Genomic DNA, 17,848 nt, shown 5'->3' with positions numbered 1-17,848 from the left:
AGGGGCGGGATGGCGAGCACGGCGGAACACGACGCGATGCGTCGGGCACTGGCGATCGCACAGCGCGGTCCGCGCGGTGTGAACCCGCAGGTGGGCGCTGTGCTGCTCGGCCGCGACGGCTCGATCATCGCTGAGGGCTGGCACCGCGGCGCGGGCACGCCGCACGCCGAGGTGGACGCCCTCTCGAAGCTCGCGCCGGGCGAGGCGCGCGGAGCGACGGCGATCGTCACGCTCGAGCCCTGCAACCACACCGGCCGCACCGGCCCCTGCTCCGAGGCGCTCATCGCCGCCGGCGTGACGCGTGTGGTGTACGCCATCGCGGATCCGGGCGACCACTCCTCCGGGGGCGGCACCCGGCTGCGCGCCGCGGGCGTCGACGTCGAGGCGGGCCTCCTCGCCGACGAGGCGACGGCGCTCCTCGAGTCGTGGCTCACGGTCCAGCGCCTCGGCCGCCCGCACGTCACCGTCAAGTGGGCGCAGAGCCTCGACGGCCGGGCGGCGGCATCCGACGGCACCAGCCAGTGGATCACCGGACCGGCGGCACGCGCCGACGTCCACCGCCGCCGCGCCGCGGCCGACGCGATCGTCGCCGGCACGGGCACCGTGCTGGCCGACGACCCGGCGCTCACCGCGCGCGCCGAGGACGGGACGCTCCTCCCCCACCAGCCGGTTCCGGTCATCGTCGGCGCGCGGCCGGTGCCCGAGGACGCCGCCCTGCGCCGGCATCCGCACCCGTTCCTGCAGTACCCGGGCGACGGCGCGTCGGGTGGCCTCGCGGCGGCGCTCGAAGACCTGCGCACACGCGGCGTCCAGCGTGTCTTCGTCGAGGGCGGGCCCGCTGTCGCCGCCTCGTTCCTGCGTGAGCGGCTCGCCGACGAGCTGCTCGTGTACGTCGCGCCGGTGCTGCTGGGCGGCGACCGCCTGGCGCTGCACGACATCGGCGTGACGACCATCGGCGAGGCGAAGCGCCTGGCCGTGGCATCCGTCACCCCCCTCGGCGACGATCTGCTGTACGTCGCCCACCCCACGCCGCCCGCCGCCGCTGACGCGTTGCGAGCATCCGCGCGCGTGGACCAACCGTCGTCGGAAGGAGACGAGTGATGTTCACCGGAATCGTCGAGGAGATCGGCGAGGTCACCGCCGTGGAGCCCTCGGGCGACGGCGTGCGCCTGACCGTGCGCGGGCCGAAGGCCGTGTCGGATGCCGGGCACGGCGACTCGATCTCGGTCAGCGGGGTCTGCCTCACCGTCGTCGGCCAGGGAGACGACTGGTTCACCGCCGACGTCATGAAGCAGACGCTCGACATGTCGACGCTCGACGGCGTCGCCGCCGGTCGGCCCGTGAACCTCGAGCGCGCGACCGCGGCCCACGGGCGCCTCGGCGGGCACATCGTGCAGGGTCACATCGACGGCACCGGCACGGTGCTGGAGGTGCGCCCCGGCGCGCAGTGGCAGGTGCTGCGCATCTCGCTTCCGGCGGAGCTCGCGCCCCTCGTCGTCGACAAGGGCTCGATCGCGGTCGACGGCGTCTCGCTCACGGTCAGCGCCGCGAGCCCCGCCCCCGAGGCTGAGGCATGGTTCGAGGTGTCGCTCATCCCCGAGACGCTCGCGGCCACGACGCTCGGCGCCCGCGTGCCGGGCGACCGCGTCAACCTCGAGACCGACATCCTGGCGCGCCACGTGCAGCGACTGCTCTCTTTCGCGGCTCCGGCCGCACCCGCGCCCCGCGAGGGCGCTTTCGCGGCTCCGGCTGCCGCACCCGAACTCCCCGCGGACGCGTCCGCACCGACGGAAGGAGGCTCGAAATGAGCCTTTCCACGATCCCCGAGGCCCTCGCGGCGCTGCGCGCCGGGCGGCCGGTCATCGTCGCCGACGATGAGAACCGCGAGAACGAGGGCGACGTCATCCTGTCGGCCCAGCTCGCCACCCCCGAGTGGGTCGCCTGGACGGTCCGCTGGACGAGCGGCTTCCTGTGCGCCCCCATGCCCGCCGACTGGGCCGATCGACTCGATCTGCCACCGATGGTGGAGAACAACCAGGACGCGCGCGGCACCGCCTACACGGTGAGCGTCGACGCCGCCGACCGCATCTCGACCGGCATCAGCGCCGTCGACCGCGCCCACACGCTCAACGTGCTCGCCGACCCCGAGTCGACGCCGGCCAGCGTCATCCGGCCGGGCCACATCCTGCCCCTGCGCGCCGTCGACGGCGGCGTGCGCGAGCGCGCCGGTCACACCGAGGCCGCTGTCGAGCTCATGAAGCTCGCGGAGCTCGCACCGGTGGGCGTGATCGGCGAGGTCGTCGCCGACGACGGCAGCATGATGCGGCTACCGGCGCTGCAGGAGCTGGGCGCCGAGTACGACATCCCGGTCATCACCATCGAACTGCTCATCGCCTACCTCGACGAGAACGCTCCCTGCGACCCGGCGATCCGCAACGCCCACAAGCGCCGCGTGAGCCTGCGCGCCGAGGCGAACGTCCCCACCTCGCACGGCGCGTTCCGGTTCCTGGCGTACAAGGACCGCGTCACCGGCACCGACCACATCGCCGTCGTCTCGGGCGAGCTCGGCGACGCGCCGCTCGTGCGCGTGCATTCCGAGTGCCTGACCGGCGAGGCCTTCGGGTCGCTCAAATGCGAGTGCGGCCCGCAGCTCGAGGCCGCGCTCGACGCCATCGAGCAGGACGGCGGCGTCGTGATCTACATGCGCGGTCACGAAGGACGCGGCATCGGACTCATCAACAAGCTCCGCGCGTACTCGCTGCAGGAGCGGGGTCTCGACACGGTCGACGCCAACCTGGCGCTCGGGCTTCCGGCCGACGCGCGCGACTACGCAGCCGCCGCCGGCATCCTGTCGGATCTCGGCATCGAGCGCGTACGCCTGCTGACCAACAACTCCGACAAGGTGAACCAGCTGCGCGAACTGGGTCTCGACATCGTCGAGCAGGTGCCGCTGCTGGTCGGCGTCGGCCCGAACAACCACCAGTACCTGGCGACCAAGCGCGACCGCATGGGTCACATCATCGCCGAGGCGGACCTCGCCGACGCACTCGCCCAGATGCACGAAGGAGCAGAACGATGAGCGGCAAGGGCGCACCCCTGGTCACCGGAACGGTCGACGGCACGGGGCTCGATGTCGTCGTCGTCGCAGGGACGTGGCACGAGACGATCACCGACGGCCTCATCGCCGGCGCCGAGCGCGCCGTGACGGCCGCCGGCGCCTCGCACCGCCTCGTGCGGGTGCCCGGCTCGTTCGAGCTGCCGGTCGTCGCGAAGGCCGCGCTGGATGCCGGGGCCGACGCGGTCGTGGCTCTCGGCGTCATCATCCGCGGCGGGACGCCCCACTTCGAGTTCGTCTCGAACGCGGCGACGGACGGGCTCACGCGCGTGGCGCTCGACACGGGCAGGCCGGTCGGATTCGGCGTGCTCACGCTCGACGACGAGGCGCAGGGGATCGCCCGCGCAGGTCTTGAAGGCTCGGTGGAGGACAAGGGCTTCGAGGCGGCGGATGCGGCGATCCGCACGGCACTCGTGCTGCGGGAGCTTCGGGGCTGACGCCGTCCGAACGGGATCAGAGCCCGCGTCGACCGGACGCCGTCCGGTCGTCGCGGGCTCTCCTGTTTCCGCGGATCTCCTGGTGGCGGCCGGGCGACCTTCAGCTAGACTGATGGCATGGAAATTCTCCGTCACGTCGTCGTGCTCGTCCACCTCGTCGGCTTCGCCGTGCTGTTCGGCGCCTGGGTGGTGGAGGCGGTGAACGGCAAGCGGCGATTCACCCGCGTCATGGACTGGGGCCTCGCGATCGCCGCGGTCGCCGGACTGATCCTCGCCGCGCCGTGGGGCATCGAGTACGAGCTCAACTACGTCAAGCTCGGCGTGAAGCTGGTGATCCTGCTCGTCATCGGCGCCCTCCTCGGCATCGGCCGCGGCCGCCAGCGCAAGACCGGGTCGCTTCCGCCGGCGATGTTCTGGGCGGTCGGCGTGCTGACGCTCACCAACGCGGCGATCGCGGTGATCTGGCGCTGACGCCCTCAGGACTTCGATGGCGGATGCCGCGGCTTCGGTCGCGGCATCCGCTTTCCCGTATCCGCGCCCCGGTGCCTGGGCGCGGGAGTAGGCTGGTTCTTCGTGCCGGGCGACACCGTCCGCGCTCACGGTGATCCAGTGCAGTGCCGCCTGACGCGTCACCCTGCGCCATGCGGACGCCCACCGCCGCATCCCACCAGGATGCCCCGCTCCGCGCATGCCCAGGTGAAAATTGACCTCCCCCACCACCGCCGCGATCCCCGCGGTCCCCGCAAATCCCCGTTCCCGCGTCATCCTCGCCAGCCTCGTCGGCACGACGATCGAGTTCTACGACTTCTACGTCTACGCGACCGCCGCCGTCCTGGTCTTCCCCATCCTCTTCTTCCCCACCGGCAACGACACCACGTCGCTGCTGCTGTCGTTCAGCGTGTTCGGCGCCGCCATGGTGGCCCGCCCGTTGGGCGCGATCGTGTTCGGCCACTTCGGCGACCGCTTCGGCCGCAAGGCCACCCTCGTGGCGTCGCTGCTCACGATGGGCATCGCGACCTTCCTCATCGGGTGCCTGCCGACGTACAACGAGATCGGCGTGTGGGCGGCCGTGCTGCTGCTGGTGGTGCGGCTCGCGCAGGGCTTCGCACTCGGCGGCGAGTGGTCGGGCGCGGCGCTCGTCGCGACCGAGAACGCCCCGAAGGGCAAGCGTGCCTGGTACGGCACGTTCCCCCAGCTGGGTGCGCCGCTCGGCTTCATCATCGCCAACTCGGTGTTCCTCGCGATCAACTACCTGCTCCCCCACCCCGACGGCGCCGGTCAGCGGTCGGAGGAGTTCCTCGCCTGGGGCTGGCGCGTGCCGTTCCTGTTCTCGGCCGTCATGGTCATCATCGGCCTGTGGGTGCGACTGCGACTCGTCGAGTCCGAGACGTTCGTGAAGGCCGAGGAGAAGGGCGCGATCCGCAAGTTCCCCCTCGGCACCGTTCTTCGCCACCACTGGTGGCACCTGATCCTCGGCACGTTCATCATGCTGGCGACCTACGTGCTGTTCTATCTGATGACCAACTTCACGCTCTCGTACGGCACGAAGGCGGCCGACCTCGAGACGGCTTCGGCCGCCGCGCAGGCCGCCGCCGAAGCCGCGGGCAACCCGTTCGACGCCACCGCCTTCGCCGCGCAGTTCTACCCTGGTCTGGGCTTCGGCTACACCGACTTCGTGGTGATGCAGATCATCGGCGTCGTGTTCTTCGGCATCTTCACGCTGCTGTCGGGACCGATCGCCGACGCGATCGGTCGTCGACGGCTGCTGCTGTGGGTGACCGGGCTCATCATCGTGTTCGGTCTGACGTTCAACATCTTCCTGCTGCCGCAGGTCGACCCGAAGTTCACCGGAGCCCTGGTGCAGGCGTTCCTCGTCTTCGGCTTCATGCTCATGGGGTCGACCTTCGGGCCGATGGGCGCCGTGCTCCCGGAGCTGTTCCCGACGAACGTGCGGTACTCCGGCTCGGCGATCTCGTACAACGTGTCGTCGATCCTCGGCGCGGCGCTCGCGCCGATCGTCGCGGTGTGGCTGTGGGCCTCCGCCGGCGGCAGCCCGGTACTGGTCGGCCTCTACCTCTCGGCGATGAGCGTTCTCACCTTCATCGCGCTGCTCCTGGCGCCGGAGACGAAGGACATCGACTACGACGCCGACCTCGGCGTCGGGGCGACCGGGTCGCTCTGACCTGGGTACTCGAGACGGCGGATGCCGCAGCCCGCGTGGGCTGCGGCATCAGTCGTTCGCGGTCGTGCCTCAGTCGAGGAACAGCGCGCGCAGACGCTTCGTGGTGAACACGAGGCCGATCGCGATCATGACGACGTAGTACAGCACGTGCCACCACATCTCGGGCGTGAGGATGCCGGTGGTCAGCCCGCGCACCAGCTCGACGCCGTGCCACAGCGGGAACGCCATGATGATGTGCTGCACCCACTCCGGGTAGATCGTGATCGGGTAGAGCGTCGCGGAGAACAGGAACATCGGCAGCAGCACGAAGTTGATCCAGTCCATCTGCTGGAAGGTCTTCATGTAGCTCGTGACCGCCATGCCGAGGCTCGCGAAGCCGAAGGCGATGAGGAGCACGGCCGGCAGGGCGAGGATCGCCGTCCACGCCAGATTCAGCCCGAGGATCTGCATGATGATCATGAAGCCGGTGGCGTAGAGCAGGCCGCGCAGCAGCGCGTAGAGGATCTCGCCGAGGGCGACGTCGAGCGGGCCCAGAGAGGTCGCCAGCATGCCCTCGTAGAGCTTGCCGTAGTTGAGCTTGAAGAACACGTTCCAGGTCGAGTCGTAGATCGCGCCGTTCATCGCCGAGACGGCGAGGAGCGCCGGAGCGATGAAGGCCGCGTACGGCACCTCGATGCCGCTGGAGGTCTGCACATCGCCGATGAGGGAGCCGAGGCCGATCCCCATCGAGGCGAGGTAGAACACCGGCTCGAAGAAGCCCGACAGCACAACTGCCCAGCTCGACGAGCGCGCCGCGATGAGACCGCGCTGCACGACCGACTGCGGGTTGCCGGCCCACAGCGCCCGCACGCCGCCGGTGCGCGCGACCGCTGTCTCGGTTCCGGTCGCGACGGTCATGCGCCGAGCCTCCTCTGGAAGATGCGCCGGCCGATGGCGTAGCCGCCGATCGACAGCAGCAGCAGATACCCGACGTGGATCACGATCGCGAACGGATCGACCGGCAGGCCGTACGTGGCGACGCGGCCGAGTTCGGTCGCGTGCCACAGCGGCGAGACCCACCCGACCCACTGCAGCCACAGCGGCAGGGTGGCCAGCGGGTAGAAGGTGCCCGAGAAGAGGAACATCGGCATGAAGATGAAGCGCTGCACGAGCGCGACCTGGCCCTTGTCGTCCGTGATCGACGCGGCGTATGCCATGTACGGGATGCCGAAGGCGAGGCCCGCGAGCAGTCCGATCGGGATCGTGAGCCAGCCCGTCGCCGGGTCGGGCACCGCCTGGAAGAGCCACAGGAACAGGTAGTACGCCACCACCACGACGATGATGCGCGCCGACGCACCGGCGACGACGCCGCCCGCGATCTGCCCTGGCGAGAGTCCGGTCGCGCTGAAGCCGAAGAAGTACCGACGCCACTTGAATCCGGCCATCACCGGGTACGAGAACTCCTCCGACGCGACCGAGATCGCCGCGGTCATGAGCAGCGCCGGCGCGACGAACACGAGGTACGAGACCTCCACGCCGTTCTGCGTGATGGGTGCGTCGATGAGGGCGGCGAGTCCCACCGCGAGGCCGAGCAAGTACAGGATCGGCTGCCCGAGGGCGCCGACGATGATGGTCCAGCCGTACGCGCGCATCGCGCGCACCATGTGCTCGGTGACGTACCACGTGCCGAATGCGCGAGGCCTGCGGCCCCACTGCATCGCCTCTGCGCGCAGTTCGTCGAGCGACAGCTGTGTGGCGGTGGCGGACGGCGCACCGCCGGGCGGCACGCGCGACTCGCCGGACCCGCCGGCGGGCTGAGCGTCTTCGGGAACGGAGGTCATTCGATCAGCGACCTTCCGGTGAGGCGCAGGAACACATCCTCGAGGCTGGAGCGCCGCACGAGCGACGTGATCGGCGTCAGACCACGGTGCGTGACCGCCTCGAGCGCCGCCTCGCCGTCGTGGGCGTAGACCAGGATGCGGTCGGGCAGCACCTCGACGCGTTCGCCGATGCCCTCGAGCTGCGGGGCGACCTGCTCGTTGCGCTCCGAGCCGAAGCGCACCTCGAGCACCTCGCGACTGGAGTGCTCGCGGATGAGCGAGGCGGGAGTGCCCTCGGCCATGATGCGGCCCTTGTCCACGACGATGAGCCGGTCGCAGAGCTGCTCCGCCTCGTCCATGTAATGCGTCGTGAGCACCAGCGTCGTGCCTCGCTCCTTGAGGCGGAAGAGGCGGTCCCACAGCACGTGGCGCGCCTGCGGGTCCAGACCCGTGGTCGGCTCGTCGAGCAGCAGGATGCGCGGATCGTTGATGAGTCCTCGCGCGATCGTGAGGCGGCGCTTCATACCGCCGGAGAGCTGCTCGACCTTGCTCTTCGCCTTGTCTTCGAGCTGGGCGAACGCCAGCAGCTCGTCGGCCTTCTGGTGGCAGACCTTGCCGGGCAGCCCGAAGTAGCGGCCGTAGATGTAGAGGTTCTCGCGAGCGTTGAGCTCACCGTCGAGGTTGTCCTGCTGCGGCACCACTCCCAGTCGCGAGCGGATCTCGGGTCCGTAGCGGTCGGGATCGAGCCCCAGGATCGACAGCTCGCCGCCCGAACGGGTCGAGACCGCGCCGACCATCTTCATCGTCGTGGACTTGCCCGCGCCGTTCGGGCCGAGCAGGCCGAACGACTCACCGGACGCGACCTCGAACGACAGGCCGTCGACGGCGAGGAAGTCGGGCTTGCCTTTGACCTTGTAGGCCTTGACGAGGTTCTCAGCGGTGATCACGGGGGCAGGCACCGCACCACACTAACCCTCCGCTCCGACACCGCACAGCGCCGGACGCAGCGTAGGGCGTCAATGCGAGTTGACACACCTGCGAGTGTCAACTACGGTTGACGACGGATGCCGCCTCCCGCGGCATCCGCGATCCGACAGCTCATCCTCCGATGGGCGGCCACCACGAGAGGTGACGCGATGAGCGGTGACGACCTGCGCACCCTGATCGGCGCGGCGGACGCGCGCGAGCCGCTCGCCGAGCTGCACCGTCTCGCCGAGGTGCGCCGCGAGCTCGCTCGCGCCGAAGAGGTGCAGGTGCGCAAGGCCCGCAACCTCGGGTTCTCCTGGCAGGCGATCGCAAGCGCCCTGGGCGTGAGCCGACAGGCCGTCCACAAGAAGTACGGTCGAAGGTAAGCCCCCTTCACGAACGAGGTACACCCATGCCCTCCGCCGAACTCGACGAAGCCCCCGCCGCCGCGGCACCTGCGGCGTCTGCTCCTCGCGCCCCGCGCGGCCGCGGACGTCGCGGCAAGCCCGACGAGGGTCCCCGCGCCAGCTTCGGACAGCTGCTCCCCTATCTCTTCGAGCACAAGCGCACGCTGGCCGTGGTGGTCGTGCTCAGCATCCTGAGCGCGGGCACGTCGCTGGTTCAGCCGCTGCTGGTCGGTGAAGTCATCACGCGGGTGCAGGAGAACCTCGACCTCGGCCTGCTGATCTGGGCGCTCGTCGGGTTCGTGCTGCTCTCGTCGCTCATCTCGGGATGGCAGCACTACCTGCTGCAGCGCACCGGCACCGCCGTCGTGTACTCGAGCCGTCGCCGGCTCATCGCCCGCATCCTGCACCTGCCGATCAGCGAGTTCGACGCGCGTCGCACCGGCGACATCGTCTCGCGCGTCGGGAGCGACACCACCCTCCTCTACGCCGCGCTCACCCAGGGCCTCGCCGACTCGATCGGCAACGCTCTGCTGTTCGCCGGCGCCCTCATCGCGATGGCTGTCATCGACCCGGTGCTGCTCGGGATCATCGTGCTCGTGATCGGCATCTCGGTGCTCGGAGTCGTGACCCTGAGCGGCCGCATCCGCACCGCGTCCACCGAGCAGCAGGAGAAGGTGGGCGCACTCGCCTCGGGCGTCGAGCGCGCGGTGGGATCGATCCGCACCGTGCGCGCGTCGGGCGCGACGGAGCGAGAGGTCCAGTCGGTCACCGCGCAGGCGACGGATGCCTACACCGTGGGCGTCCGCATCGCGAAGGTGTCGGCGCTCGTCGTGCCGATCGCCGGCATCGCGCTGCAGGTCTCGCTGCTCGTCGTCATCGGCCTGGGCGGCTTCCGCGTCGCGACCGGCGCGCTGACGATCGCCAGCCTCGTGACCTTCATCATGTTCCTGTTCATGCTGATCGCTCCCCTCGGCTCGTTCTTCGGCGCGATCACGTCGGTGAGCCAGGCGCTCGGCGCCCTCGGCCGCATCCAGGAGGTGCTCGACCTGCCGACCGAGTCGCAGAGCGACGCCGAGACGGCCGCCCGCGTCCGCGGGGCCGGCACGCCGTCGGGCTCGGAGACCGCCCCGGAGGCCGCGATCGAGTTCCGCGACGTGAGGTTCCGTTACCCGGAGAACGTCGTCGAGGCGCGCCGCAAGGCGGAGTCCGAGGCCCGGGCGGTGCTCGAGAGCGCCCACGTCGACACGTCCACGATCGCGCTCGGCGACGAGCCCGCCGCCGCTCCGGCGGGCGGGCGGGCGGATGCTTCGGCATCCGCCTCCGCCGATGGCGACGTGCTGCGAGGCGTGTCGTTCTCGGTGCCGCGGGGTGCGCGCGTCGCGCTCGTCGGTCCGTCGGGCGCCGGGAAGAGCACGACCCTCGCGCTCATCGAGCGCTTCTACGACCCGACCGGCGGCGCGATCCTGCTCGACGGCACCGACGTGCGGGCGCTCGACCGCGACGCGCTGCGCGCGCAGCTCGGCTACGTCGAGCAGGACGCCCCGACCCTCGCCGGGACGATCGGCGACAACCTGCGGCTGGCGTCGCCCGAGGCGTCGGATGCCGAGTGCGAAGCGGTGCTGCGCGCCGTGAACCTCGGCGACGTGCTCGACCGCAACCCGCTCGGCGTCGACGCCCCGGTGGGCGAGTCGGGCGTCATGCTCTCGGGCGGCGAGCGCCAGCGTCTCGCGATCGCGCGGGCGCTGCTCGCCGCTCCCCCGATCCTGCTGCTCGACGAGTCGACCTCGTCGCTCGACGGGCTCAACGAGCAGCGCATGCGCGAGGCGATCGACGCGGTCGCCGCCGGTCGCACGCTCATCGTGATCGCGCATCGTCTCTCGACCGTCGTCGACAGCGACCACATCGTCGTGATGGACCACGGCCAGGTCGTCGGGCAGGGCACGCACTCCGAGCTGGTGCAGACCACGCCGCTCTACCGCGACCTCGCGAAGCACCAGCTGCTGGTCTGAGCGTCAGCGTACGCGCCATCCTGCCACCGCCGTCGCGACCGGGCGGTCACCGTCCCCGGCGGGAGTGCGGGAACGAAGGATGCCCCGGCCACCGCACAGGTGGGGCCGGGGCATCCGCTCTTCGTGTACGCGGGAGTCCGCCGCGGTCACGCGCGCTGGAGGCGGTACCGCAGTGCGGCGAGCTCGGCCCACAGCGGAGCGGGCACGCGTCCCTCGAAGGTGCGGTAGAACTCCTCGGTGAGGTCGGCCTCCTGCAGCCACAGCTGGGGGTCGACGGCGAAGAGCTCGTCGAGGTCGGCCTGCGTCACGTCGGTGCCCTCGAGGTCGAGGTCCTCGGCGCGCGGGAGGCGGCCGATCGGGCTCTCGACGGCGCCGACCTCGCCCTCGATGCGCCGGATGATCCAGTCGATGACGCGCGAGTTGTCGCCGAAGCCCGGCCACAGGAAGCGTCCGTCCGCGCCCTTGCGGAACCAGTTCACCTGGAACACGCGCGGCGCGCGATCGAACCGCAGCTTCTGCCCGACCTTCAGCCAGTGGGCGAAGTAGTCGGCCATGTTGTAGCCGCAGAACGGGAGCATGGCGAACGGGTCGCGGCGCAGTTCGCCGACGGTTCCCTCGGCCGCGGCGGTGCGCTCGGACGAGACGTTCGAGCCCATGAACACGCCGTGCGTCCAGTCGGTCGCCTCGACCACGAGCGGCACGTTGGTGGCGCGGCGCCCGCCGAAGAGGATGGCGTCGAGAGGCACGCCCTGCGGCGCGTCCCAGTCGTCGGCGATCTGCGGGCACTGGGCGGCGGCCACGGTGAAACGCGAGTTCGGGTGGGCGGCGGGGCGACCGGATGCCGGAGTCCAAGGGTTCCCCTCCCAGTCGGTGAGCTCTGCCGGCGGCTCTTCGGTCAGGCCCTCCCACCAGACGTCGCCGTCGGGACGCAGCGCGACGTTCGTGAAGATGGTGTTGCCCCAGAGCGTCTCGACCGCCGTCACGTTGGTGGCGGCGCCGGTGCCCGGCGCGACGCCGAAGAAGCCCGCCTCGGGGTTGATCGCCCAGAGGCGGCCGTCCTCACCCGGACGCAGCCACGCGATGTCGTCGCCGAGGGTCTCGACGCGCCAGCCGGGGATCGTCGGGCGGAGCATCGCGAGGTTCGTCTTGCCGCACGCCGACGGGAAGGCTGCGGCGAGGTGGTACGCGCGGCCGGCGGGGTCGATCACACGGATGAGCAGCATGTGCTCAGCGAGCCAGCCCTCGTCGCGGCCGATCACCGAGGCGATGCGCAGGGCGAAGCACTTCTTGGCGAGGATCGCGTTGCCGCCGTAGCCCGACCCGTACGACCAGACCTCGAGGGTGTCGGGGAAGTGCACGATGTACTTCTCGTCGTTGCAGGGCCACGCGACGTCGGTCTGGCCCGGCTGCAACGGCGCGCCCACCGAGTGCACCGTCTTGACCCAGGGGGCGCCGCCGGCGATCTCACGCAGCACGTCGGTGCCCACCCGGGTCATGATGCCGATCGAGGTGACGGCGTAGGCGCTGTCGGTGACCTGCACGCCGATGTGCGAGAGCGGACCGCCGACGGGGCCCATCGAGAACGGCACGACGTACATCGTGCGCCCGACCATCGATCCCTCGAACAGCGGCGTGATCGTGGCGCGGATCTCGTCGGGCGCGGCCCAGTTGTTTGTGGGGCCGGCGTCCTCCTCGCGCTCGGAGGCGATGAAGGTGCGCGCCTCGGTCCGAGCGACGTCGCTGGGGTGCGAGCGTGCGAGGTAGGAGCCCGGGCGCCACTCGGGGTTCAGCTTGATGAGCTTGCCCTCGTCGACCATCTCGCGCAGCAGCGCGTCGTTCTCGGCACGGGAGCCGTCGACCCAGTGCACGCGCGCAGGCCGGGTGAGCGTGGCGATCTCGTCGACCCAGGCGCGCAGTGCGACCATGCCCTCACCCTGAACGGTCGGCAGTTCGCCATACGTCCGCGTGGTGCCGGTCGTCGTGGCAGCGGGGCGCACGGGGGCGGAGCCTTCGGTTCGAGTGAAGATGTCGGCAAGGGCCATGGTGTCGCTCCTCGTTGATTCGACCGTCAGATGGTTTCGACGATGCAGATTCGTGCTCTTCCTCTACTTTCGACCGTGATGGATGCCTCTTCCCACGAAATCTCGTGTCAAGAGTTGCGATTCTTTCGCTAGCATCAAGGAATGCCCCCCACCTCCCTGGAACTGTCGACCCTGGGCCACCGCATCCGTCATCAGCGCCTGGCCCATGGCTACACCCTGGACGAGCTCGGAGCCCTGGTCGGCGTCGCCGGAAGCCAGCTCAGTCTCATCGAGAACGGGAAGCGCGAGCCGAAGCTCTCGCTGCTCCAGGCGATCGCGACCGCCACCGGCGTCGACGTGGCCGAGCTCCTGTCGACCGAGCCGCCGAACCGGCGGGCGGCGCTCGAGATCGAGCTCGAGCGCGCCCAGACCAGCTCCGTCTTCCGCCAGCTGGGCGTGCCGCCGATCAAGGTGTCGAAGGGCATGAGCGACGACACGCTCGAGTCGATCCTGGGCCTGCACCGCGAGCTGCAGCGCCGGGAGCGCGAGGCCATCGCCACACCCGAGGAGGCGCGTCGCGCCAACACCGAGCTGCGGCTCATGATGCGCGAGCGCGACAACTACCTGCCCGACATCGAGAAGCTCGCCGAGAAGCAGCTGAAGTCGGCCGGGCACGTCTCGGGCGCGCTCACGCACCGCACGGTCAGCATCATGGCCGAGAAGCTCGGCTTCGAGCTCATCTACGTCAACGACCTGCCGCATTCGACCCGCTCGGTGACCGACCTCGAGCACGGCCGCATCTATCTGCCTCCGGCATCCATCCCCGGCGGTCATGGTCTGCGGTCGATGGCGCTGCAGGCGATGGCACACCGCCTGCTCGGCCACAAGCGTCCGACGGACTACGCCGACTTCCTGCAGCAGCGACTCGAGATCAACTACTACGCGGCGTGCTGCCTCATGCCCGAGACGGCGTCGGTCGCCTTCCTGCAGCAGGCGAAGAAGGACCGCAACCTCGCGGTCGAGGATTTCCGCGACGCGTTCGGCGTCACCCACGAGGCGGCGGGCATGCGCCTGACCAACCTCGCGACCCACCACCTGGGGATCAAGCTGCACTTCCTCCGCGTCGACGGGTCGGGTGCCATCACCCGCGTCTACGAGAACGACGACCTGCCCCTTCCGATGGACGTCACCGGCGCCGTGGACGGGCAGATCGCGTGCCGCAAGTTCTCGGCGCGCGCCGCATTCTCGGAGCAGAACCGCACCACCGAGCACTACCAGTACACCGACACTCCCGCGGGCACGTACTGGTGCTCGACCCAGACCGGCACGACGTCGGAGGGCGAGTTCTCGATCACCGTGGGCGTGCCGTTCGACGACGCGCGGTGGTTCCGCGGGCGCGAGACGCAGAAGCGGGCGACCTCGACGTGCCCCGACGAGTCGTGCTGCCGACGTGTCGCCTCAGACGTGTCGGAGCGCTGGTCGGGCAAGGCGTGGCCGAGCGCGCGCGTGCACATGCAGATGTTCTCTCCGCTCCCCCGGGGCGCGTTCCCCGGTGTCGACGACAACGAGGTCTACGACTTCCTCGACCGCCACGCCTGACCCGGCGTGCGTGGTCCCGCTCGTTCCTCGCCCGACGACCCGTCCCCAGCCCTTGCCGAGCGCGCGCGGGGAGACGAAGCCAGCTAGGCGGTGATGAAGTCGCGGTAGCGGTCGAGTGCGGCCGCGACTTCCTCGTCGGTCGACAGCGCGGCCGTGAACAGCTCGGGGATCGGATCGTCGGCGTGACGGCCGACGGCGACCGAGTGCGTCCAGACGCCCACGATCTGACCCCGCGCCACGATGATCGGCCGCACGATCCCGTTCATGCTCGGACCGATCGCAGTCAGGAACTCCGGCGCGCACGGGACGGTTCGATCGGCGTACGAGATGTAGTACTCCTCGAACGGCGGGAGCGCGACGACCTCGGGTGCGGTCGGCACGAGCCGCGGTCGCTCGCCCGCGACGATGTACTGGGGCTCGGGTTCCTCACCGACGACGACCAGGCGATCGGATGCCGCTTCCGCCGCACTGCGGGCGGTCCCGAGTGGCAGCGACGACCACCACGCGAAGTCCCGGGCGCCTGCCGGCCCGTGCGAGGCGATGAAGCGGAAGAAGTACTCGGCGAGCGGATCCGCCGGCGTCGCAGGCGCATGCACCCACTCGTCGACGAGAACGAGGTACTGCTCGCGGGTCGGGCCGGTCTCGCGTGGCACGACAGGTCCCTGGCACACCACCCCGCGCAGCGACAGCGCGACCAGCAGGTGGTAGCCGCGCTGCTTGGCGGTCGACACACCCGCGAGCTCGAGCACCTCGAAGAGCTCCTTGCGCGTCAGGCGGTTGCCGCCGCCGAGCGCGGCGCGCACGGCGACCTCGGCGCGATCGAGCTCCGGCGCGTCGATACCTTCGGCCCGGTGCACGCCCGCCGCCTGCCGACGCTGCCGCTCCCCTGTGATCGACAGCACCCACGCGAGGTCCTCGCCGGGGATGACGTGGATCGTCCCGCGCATGGTCCATGACCGGACGATCGCGCCGCGATCGAATGCGGCGTCGACGTCGCGGATCGTGGTCCTGCCGCTCGTGCGGGCGGCGAGGGCCCAACGCCCGCCCCAGAACTCCTGGCCCTGGGTCGCCAGCATGTGCCGGGCGGCGTCGGCGACGCTCGGCGCGGGAGCGCTCAGCCGATGGGACCGGAGCCGTGCGTCGCGCGTGGTGGAGGCTGCGTCCATGCGCCCATCATGGCGCAGCCCGCGGACGTGCGGTGTCCGCGATCGCGGGGTCAGCGCTGATGTGCGTCGTCGTAGGCCGCGCGGGATCGCTCGATGCTCGGCTGGTTCTCGATGGCCCAGTCGGCGAGCGCCATAGCGAGCTGGATGAGCGTGCCGCCGAGTTCGGTGAGCTCGTACTCGACGCGCGGCGGCACCTCGGCGTGGACGGTGCGTGTGATGAGGCCGTCCCGCTCGAGCTGGCGGAGCGTGAGCGTCAGCATGCGCTGCGAGATGCCCGGGATGTGGCGCTGGAGCTCGGTGAAGCGCAGACGCTCGCCGCGCAGCGTTCCGATGACGAGCAGCGACCATTTGTCGCCGATGCGGTCGAGGACGTGGCGGATCGCGCGTCCGTGATCGGTGCCCGACGGGTCCCCCTCGCACGAACGCTCGTACCCGGTGAGCGCGGGCGCACCCGCGACTTCGACGGTGAGTGCCTTCGCCATCCGATGTCACCTACTTACATCCGTGTGCCTTTTGTACGCCTCTTTCGAGTGACGCATCATGGGGTTGCTTACAAACAGTAACAGACCCCACGATCCCTTCCTGGAGTACCACATGACCATCGCCCTCTGGATCCTCAACGGCCTGCTCGCTCTCGCGTTCATCGCGGCGGGTTCGATGAAGATCGCCCGCCCGAAGACCGCCCTCGTCGCGAGCGGCATGAGCTGGGCGGACGATTTCGCCGACCCGACCGTCAAGCTCATCGGCGCAGCCGAACTCATCGGAGGCATCGGCCTGATCCTCCCTCTGCTCACGGGCATCGCGCCGGTCCTCACTCCGATCGCCGCGACTGCGCTCACCGTCGTCATGGTCGGCGCGATCGTCGTTCACGCCCGTCGCAAGGAGAACGCGACGCCCTCGATCGTCCTCGCCGTGCTCTCGGCAGCGAGTGCGGTACTGGGCTTCCTCGTGGTGCTCTGACCCCTCGTGACATGCAGGAGAGCGGATGCCGCGGCTGCGGCATCCGCTCTGCTCGCTGTGGATAAGCGCCCGGCGTCAGCCGAGTTTGCCGAAAGTGGCATCGATGTCGGCCATCTCCATCGCCGCCGTGGCTTCGATGAGCGCCATCAGCTCCGGGTCGGCGCCGGGAGAGAACTCCTCGGGGCGCTCGGGTGCGATCTGGATGGGCACGCCCTCGGGTGCCTGCTCGGTGGCGTCGAGCTGGGTGCCGTCGTCCGAGGGCGATATGCCCTGGAAGATCCTCCCCGCCTCGGACTGGTCGCCGAGATCGAACGAGTACTGCTTGCTCTGCAGGCCCAGGTCGAGCAGCCGCTTCACCTCGGGGAACCGCTCGGCGCTGGTCTTGGGGATGGGCAGAGCGGTCCTCCAGTTGACGCCGAGCGTTTCGAGGGCCCTGGCGTAGGCGTTCTCGTGCGCCTGGTCTCGCACGATCAGGTACGAGATCGTGGATCGAGCGGTCTTGTTGTCGGTCATCTCATACAGCCGGCATTTCTGGAGGCGACCGGTGGATTCGAGCATGAGGTTGTAGAGCAGGTCGAGGACGAGGTTGCCGGAGTTGTAGACGTAGCTGCCGCTCCAGGGGTTTCCGACCGCGTCCACCGGCAGTGCACCCTGAGCCCCCACCAGATAGTGATGGATGTTGCCGTGGTCCAGCGCGATGTTCAGAGGGGTCGCTCCCCGTGCGCCCGGGAGATCGACCGGGTCGTCCGGCTTGCCCCGATACTCGGGGGACCCATCCAGCAGGCGCGCGATCGTCGTCCCGATCAGCTCGACGTGACTGATCTCCTCGGTGCCGATGCCCTGGATGAGGTCCTTGTACGGCTTCGCGTTGGCGCCGCGGAAGTTGATGCTCTGGAACAGGTACTGCATCATCGTGCGCATCTCGCCGAACTGACCACCCAGGCCTTCCTGCAACGCGTTCGCCGCGGCGGGATCCGGCTCATCCTGCTCGATGGGGTTGATCAGGTTCTGGAGGTGAAAGTACATGAGGTTCCTTCCGATGTGGATGTGGCCTCTACGTTGTGGTCCCGATCAGGGCGATGGCACCGGGATGGACACGGCCGGCCACGGCGCGTACTATCGCGCAGCCTCACTCCGACGTTCATCGAGCGCGATCGCGATCGCCACGGCATGCGGGAACGCCGAGC

Annotated in this window: 17 protein-coding genes; 10 read left to right on the top strand and 7 right to left on the bottom strand. The window is 70.0% G+C overall.

Going from position 1 to position 17,848, the window contains the following annotated elements; genetic code table 11:
• Nucleotides 1-9: 9 nt before the first annotated feature.
• The 6 genes from ribD to Q9R08_RS11875 all read left to right on the top strand — a co-directional run bounded on the left by ribD (nucleotide 10) and on the right by Q9R08_RS11875 (nucleotide 5,734).
• The gene (gene ribD / locus Q9R08_RS11900; RefSeq protein WP_308868230.1) at nucleotides 10-1,101 is read left to right on the top strand and encodes a bifunctional diaminohydroxyphosphoribosylaminopyrimidine deaminase/5-amino-6-(5-phosphoribosylamino)uracil reductase RibD; all 1,092 of its coding nucleotides are present in this window, start codon (nucleotides 10-12) and stop codon (nucleotides 1,099-1,101) included.
• Complete coding sequence (locus Q9R08_RS11895; RefSeq protein ID WP_308868229.1) at nucleotides 1,101-1,808, top strand: riboflavin synthase; 708 nt, start codon at nucleotides 1,101-1,103, stop codon at nucleotides 1,806-1,808. Before ribD ends, Q9R08_RS11895 begins: the two co-directional genes overlap by 1 nt.
• The gene (gene ribA / locus Q9R08_RS11890; protein WP_308868228.1) at nucleotides 1,805-3,079 is read left to right on the top strand and encodes a GTP cyclohydrolase II; all 1,275 of its coding nucleotides are present in this window, start codon (nucleotides 1,805-1,807) and stop codon (nucleotides 3,077-3,079) included. The genes Q9R08_RS11895 and ribA overlap by 4 nt, the downstream gene beginning before the upstream one ends.
• Nucleotides 3,076-3,552, top strand: coding sequence for a 6,7-dimethyl-8-ribityllumazine synthase (gene ribH, locus Q9R08_RS11885; RefSeq protein WP_308868227.1), 477 nt, complete (start codon nucleotides 3,076-3,078; stop codon nucleotides 3,550-3,552). Before ribA ends, ribH begins: the two co-directional genes overlap by 4 nt.
• Nucleotides 3,553-3,669: 117 nt before the next feature.
• Nucleotides 3,670-4,023: a Fe-S protein gene (locus tag Q9R08_RS11880; protein WP_308868226.1), complete on the top strand. Its 354-nt coding sequence runs from the start codon at nucleotides 3,670-3,672 to the stop codon at nucleotides 4,021-4,023.
• 232 nt (nucleotides 4,024-4,255) lie between these two features.
• Complete coding sequence (locus Q9R08_RS11875; protein WP_308868225.1) at nucleotides 4,256-5,734, top strand: MFS transporter; 1,479 nt, start codon at nucleotides 4,256-4,258, stop codon at nucleotides 5,732-5,734.
• A 69-nt stretch (nucleotides 5,735-5,803) separates the two neighbouring features.
• On the opposite strand, the gene Q9R08_RS11870 is transcribed toward Q9R08_RS11875, so the two are convergent.
• From Q9R08_RS11870 to Q9R08_RS11860, 3 genes are all read right to left on the bottom strand, one after another.
• A complete protein-coding gene (locus Q9R08_RS11870; protein ID WP_308868224.1) occupies nucleotides 5,804-6,631 on the bottom strand; it encodes an ABC transporter permease in 828 nt (275 codons plus the stop codon).
• The gene (locus tag Q9R08_RS11865; RefSeq protein ID WP_308868490.1) at nucleotides 6,628-7,431 is read right to left on the bottom strand and encodes an ABC transporter permease; all 804 of its coding nucleotides are present in this window, start codon (nucleotides 7,429-7,431) and stop codon (nucleotides 6,628-6,630) included. The genes Q9R08_RS11870 and Q9R08_RS11865 overlap by 4 nt, the downstream gene beginning before the upstream one ends.
• Nucleotides 7,432-7,550: 119 nt before the next feature.
• Nucleotides 7,551-8,492 carry an ABC transporter ATP-binding protein gene (locus tag Q9R08_RS11860; RefSeq protein ID WP_308868223.1) on the bottom strand — a complete coding sequence of 314 codons (942 nt, stop codon included), beginning with the start codon at nucleotides 8,490-8,492 and terminating at the stop codon, nucleotides 7,551-7,553.
• A gap of 177 nt (nucleotides 8,493-8,669) precedes the next feature.
• Here Q9R08_RS11860 and Q9R08_RS11855 point away from each other — a divergent pair, with 177 nt between their 5' ends.
• Together Q9R08_RS11855 and Q9R08_RS11850 are read left to right on the top strand one after the other, a co-directional pair.
• A complete protein-coding gene (locus tag Q9R08_RS11855; RefSeq protein WP_163617630.1) occupies nucleotides 8,670-8,885 on the top strand; it encodes an AsnC family protein in 216 nt (71 codons plus the stop codon).
• Between the two features lie 26 nt (nucleotides 8,886-8,911).
• Nucleotides 8,912-10,915 (top strand): ABC transporter ATP-binding protein, encoded by a 2,004-nt coding sequence (locus Q9R08_RS11850; protein WP_308868222.1) that lies wholly within the window; start codon nucleotides 8,912-8,914, stop codon nucleotides 10,913-10,915.
• A 146-nt stretch (nucleotides 10,916-11,061) separates the two neighbouring features.
• Here the strand turns inward: Q9R08_RS11850 and Q9R08_RS11845 are convergent, their stop codons facing one another.
• Nucleotides 11,062-12,957: a phosphoenolpyruvate carboxykinase (GTP) gene (locus Q9R08_RS11845; protein ID WP_308868221.1), complete on the bottom strand. Its 1,896-nt coding sequence runs from the start codon at nucleotides 12,955-12,957 to the stop codon at nucleotides 11,062-11,064.
• A gap of 141 nt (nucleotides 12,958-13,098) precedes the next feature.
• Here Q9R08_RS11845 and Q9R08_RS11840 point away from each other — a divergent pair, with 141 nt between their 5' ends.
• Entirely contained in the window at nucleotides 13,099-14,535 is a 1,437-nt protein-coding gene (locus Q9R08_RS11840; protein WP_308868220.1) for a helix-turn-helix domain-containing protein, read from the top strand.
• An 83-nt stretch (nucleotides 14,536-14,618) separates the two neighbouring features.
• Here Q9R08_RS11840 and Q9R08_RS11835 read toward each other — a convergent pair whose 3' ends face one another.
• Both Q9R08_RS11835 and Q9R08_RS11830 read right to left on the bottom strand, forming a co-directional pair.
• Nucleotides 14,619-15,701, bottom strand: a complete 1,083-nt coding sequence (locus Q9R08_RS11835; protein ID WP_308868219.1) for a winged helix DNA-binding domain-containing protein — start codon at nucleotides 15,699-15,701, stop codon at nucleotides 14,619-14,621.
• A gap of 50 nt (nucleotides 15,702-15,751) precedes the next feature.
• Complete coding sequence (locus Q9R08_RS11830) at nucleotides 15,752-16,183, bottom strand: winged helix-turn-helix transcriptional regulator (RefSeq protein WP_308868218.1); 432 nt, start codon at nucleotides 16,181-16,183, stop codon at nucleotides 15,752-15,754.
• A 112-nt stretch (nucleotides 16,184-16,295) separates the two neighbouring features.
• On the opposite strand from Q9R08_RS11830, the gene Q9R08_RS11825 reads away from it, so the two are divergent.
• Nucleotides 16,296-16,661, top strand: a complete 366-nt coding sequence (locus tag Q9R08_RS11825; protein ID WP_308868217.1) for a DoxX family protein — start codon at nucleotides 16,296-16,298, stop codon at nucleotides 16,659-16,661.
• 75 nt (nucleotides 16,662-16,736) lie between these two features.
• Here Q9R08_RS11825 and Q9R08_RS11820 read toward each other — a convergent pair whose 3' ends face one another.
• A complete protein-coding gene (locus Q9R08_RS11820) occupies nucleotides 16,737-17,687 on the bottom strand; it encodes a manganese catalase family protein (protein WP_308868216.1) in 951 nt (316 codons plus the stop codon).
• Nucleotides 17,688-17,848 lie beyond the last annotated feature (161 nt).

Origin of the sequence: Microbacterium psychrotolerans (genome assembly GCF_031085295.1) — a bacterium.
Classification (GTDB): Bacteria; Actinomycetota; Actinomycetes; order Actinomycetales; family Microbacteriaceae; genus Microbacterium; species Microbacterium psychrotolerans.
Note: the sequence above shows the minus strand (reverse complement) of the source record. Positions and strands in the feature narration are given on the sequence as shown.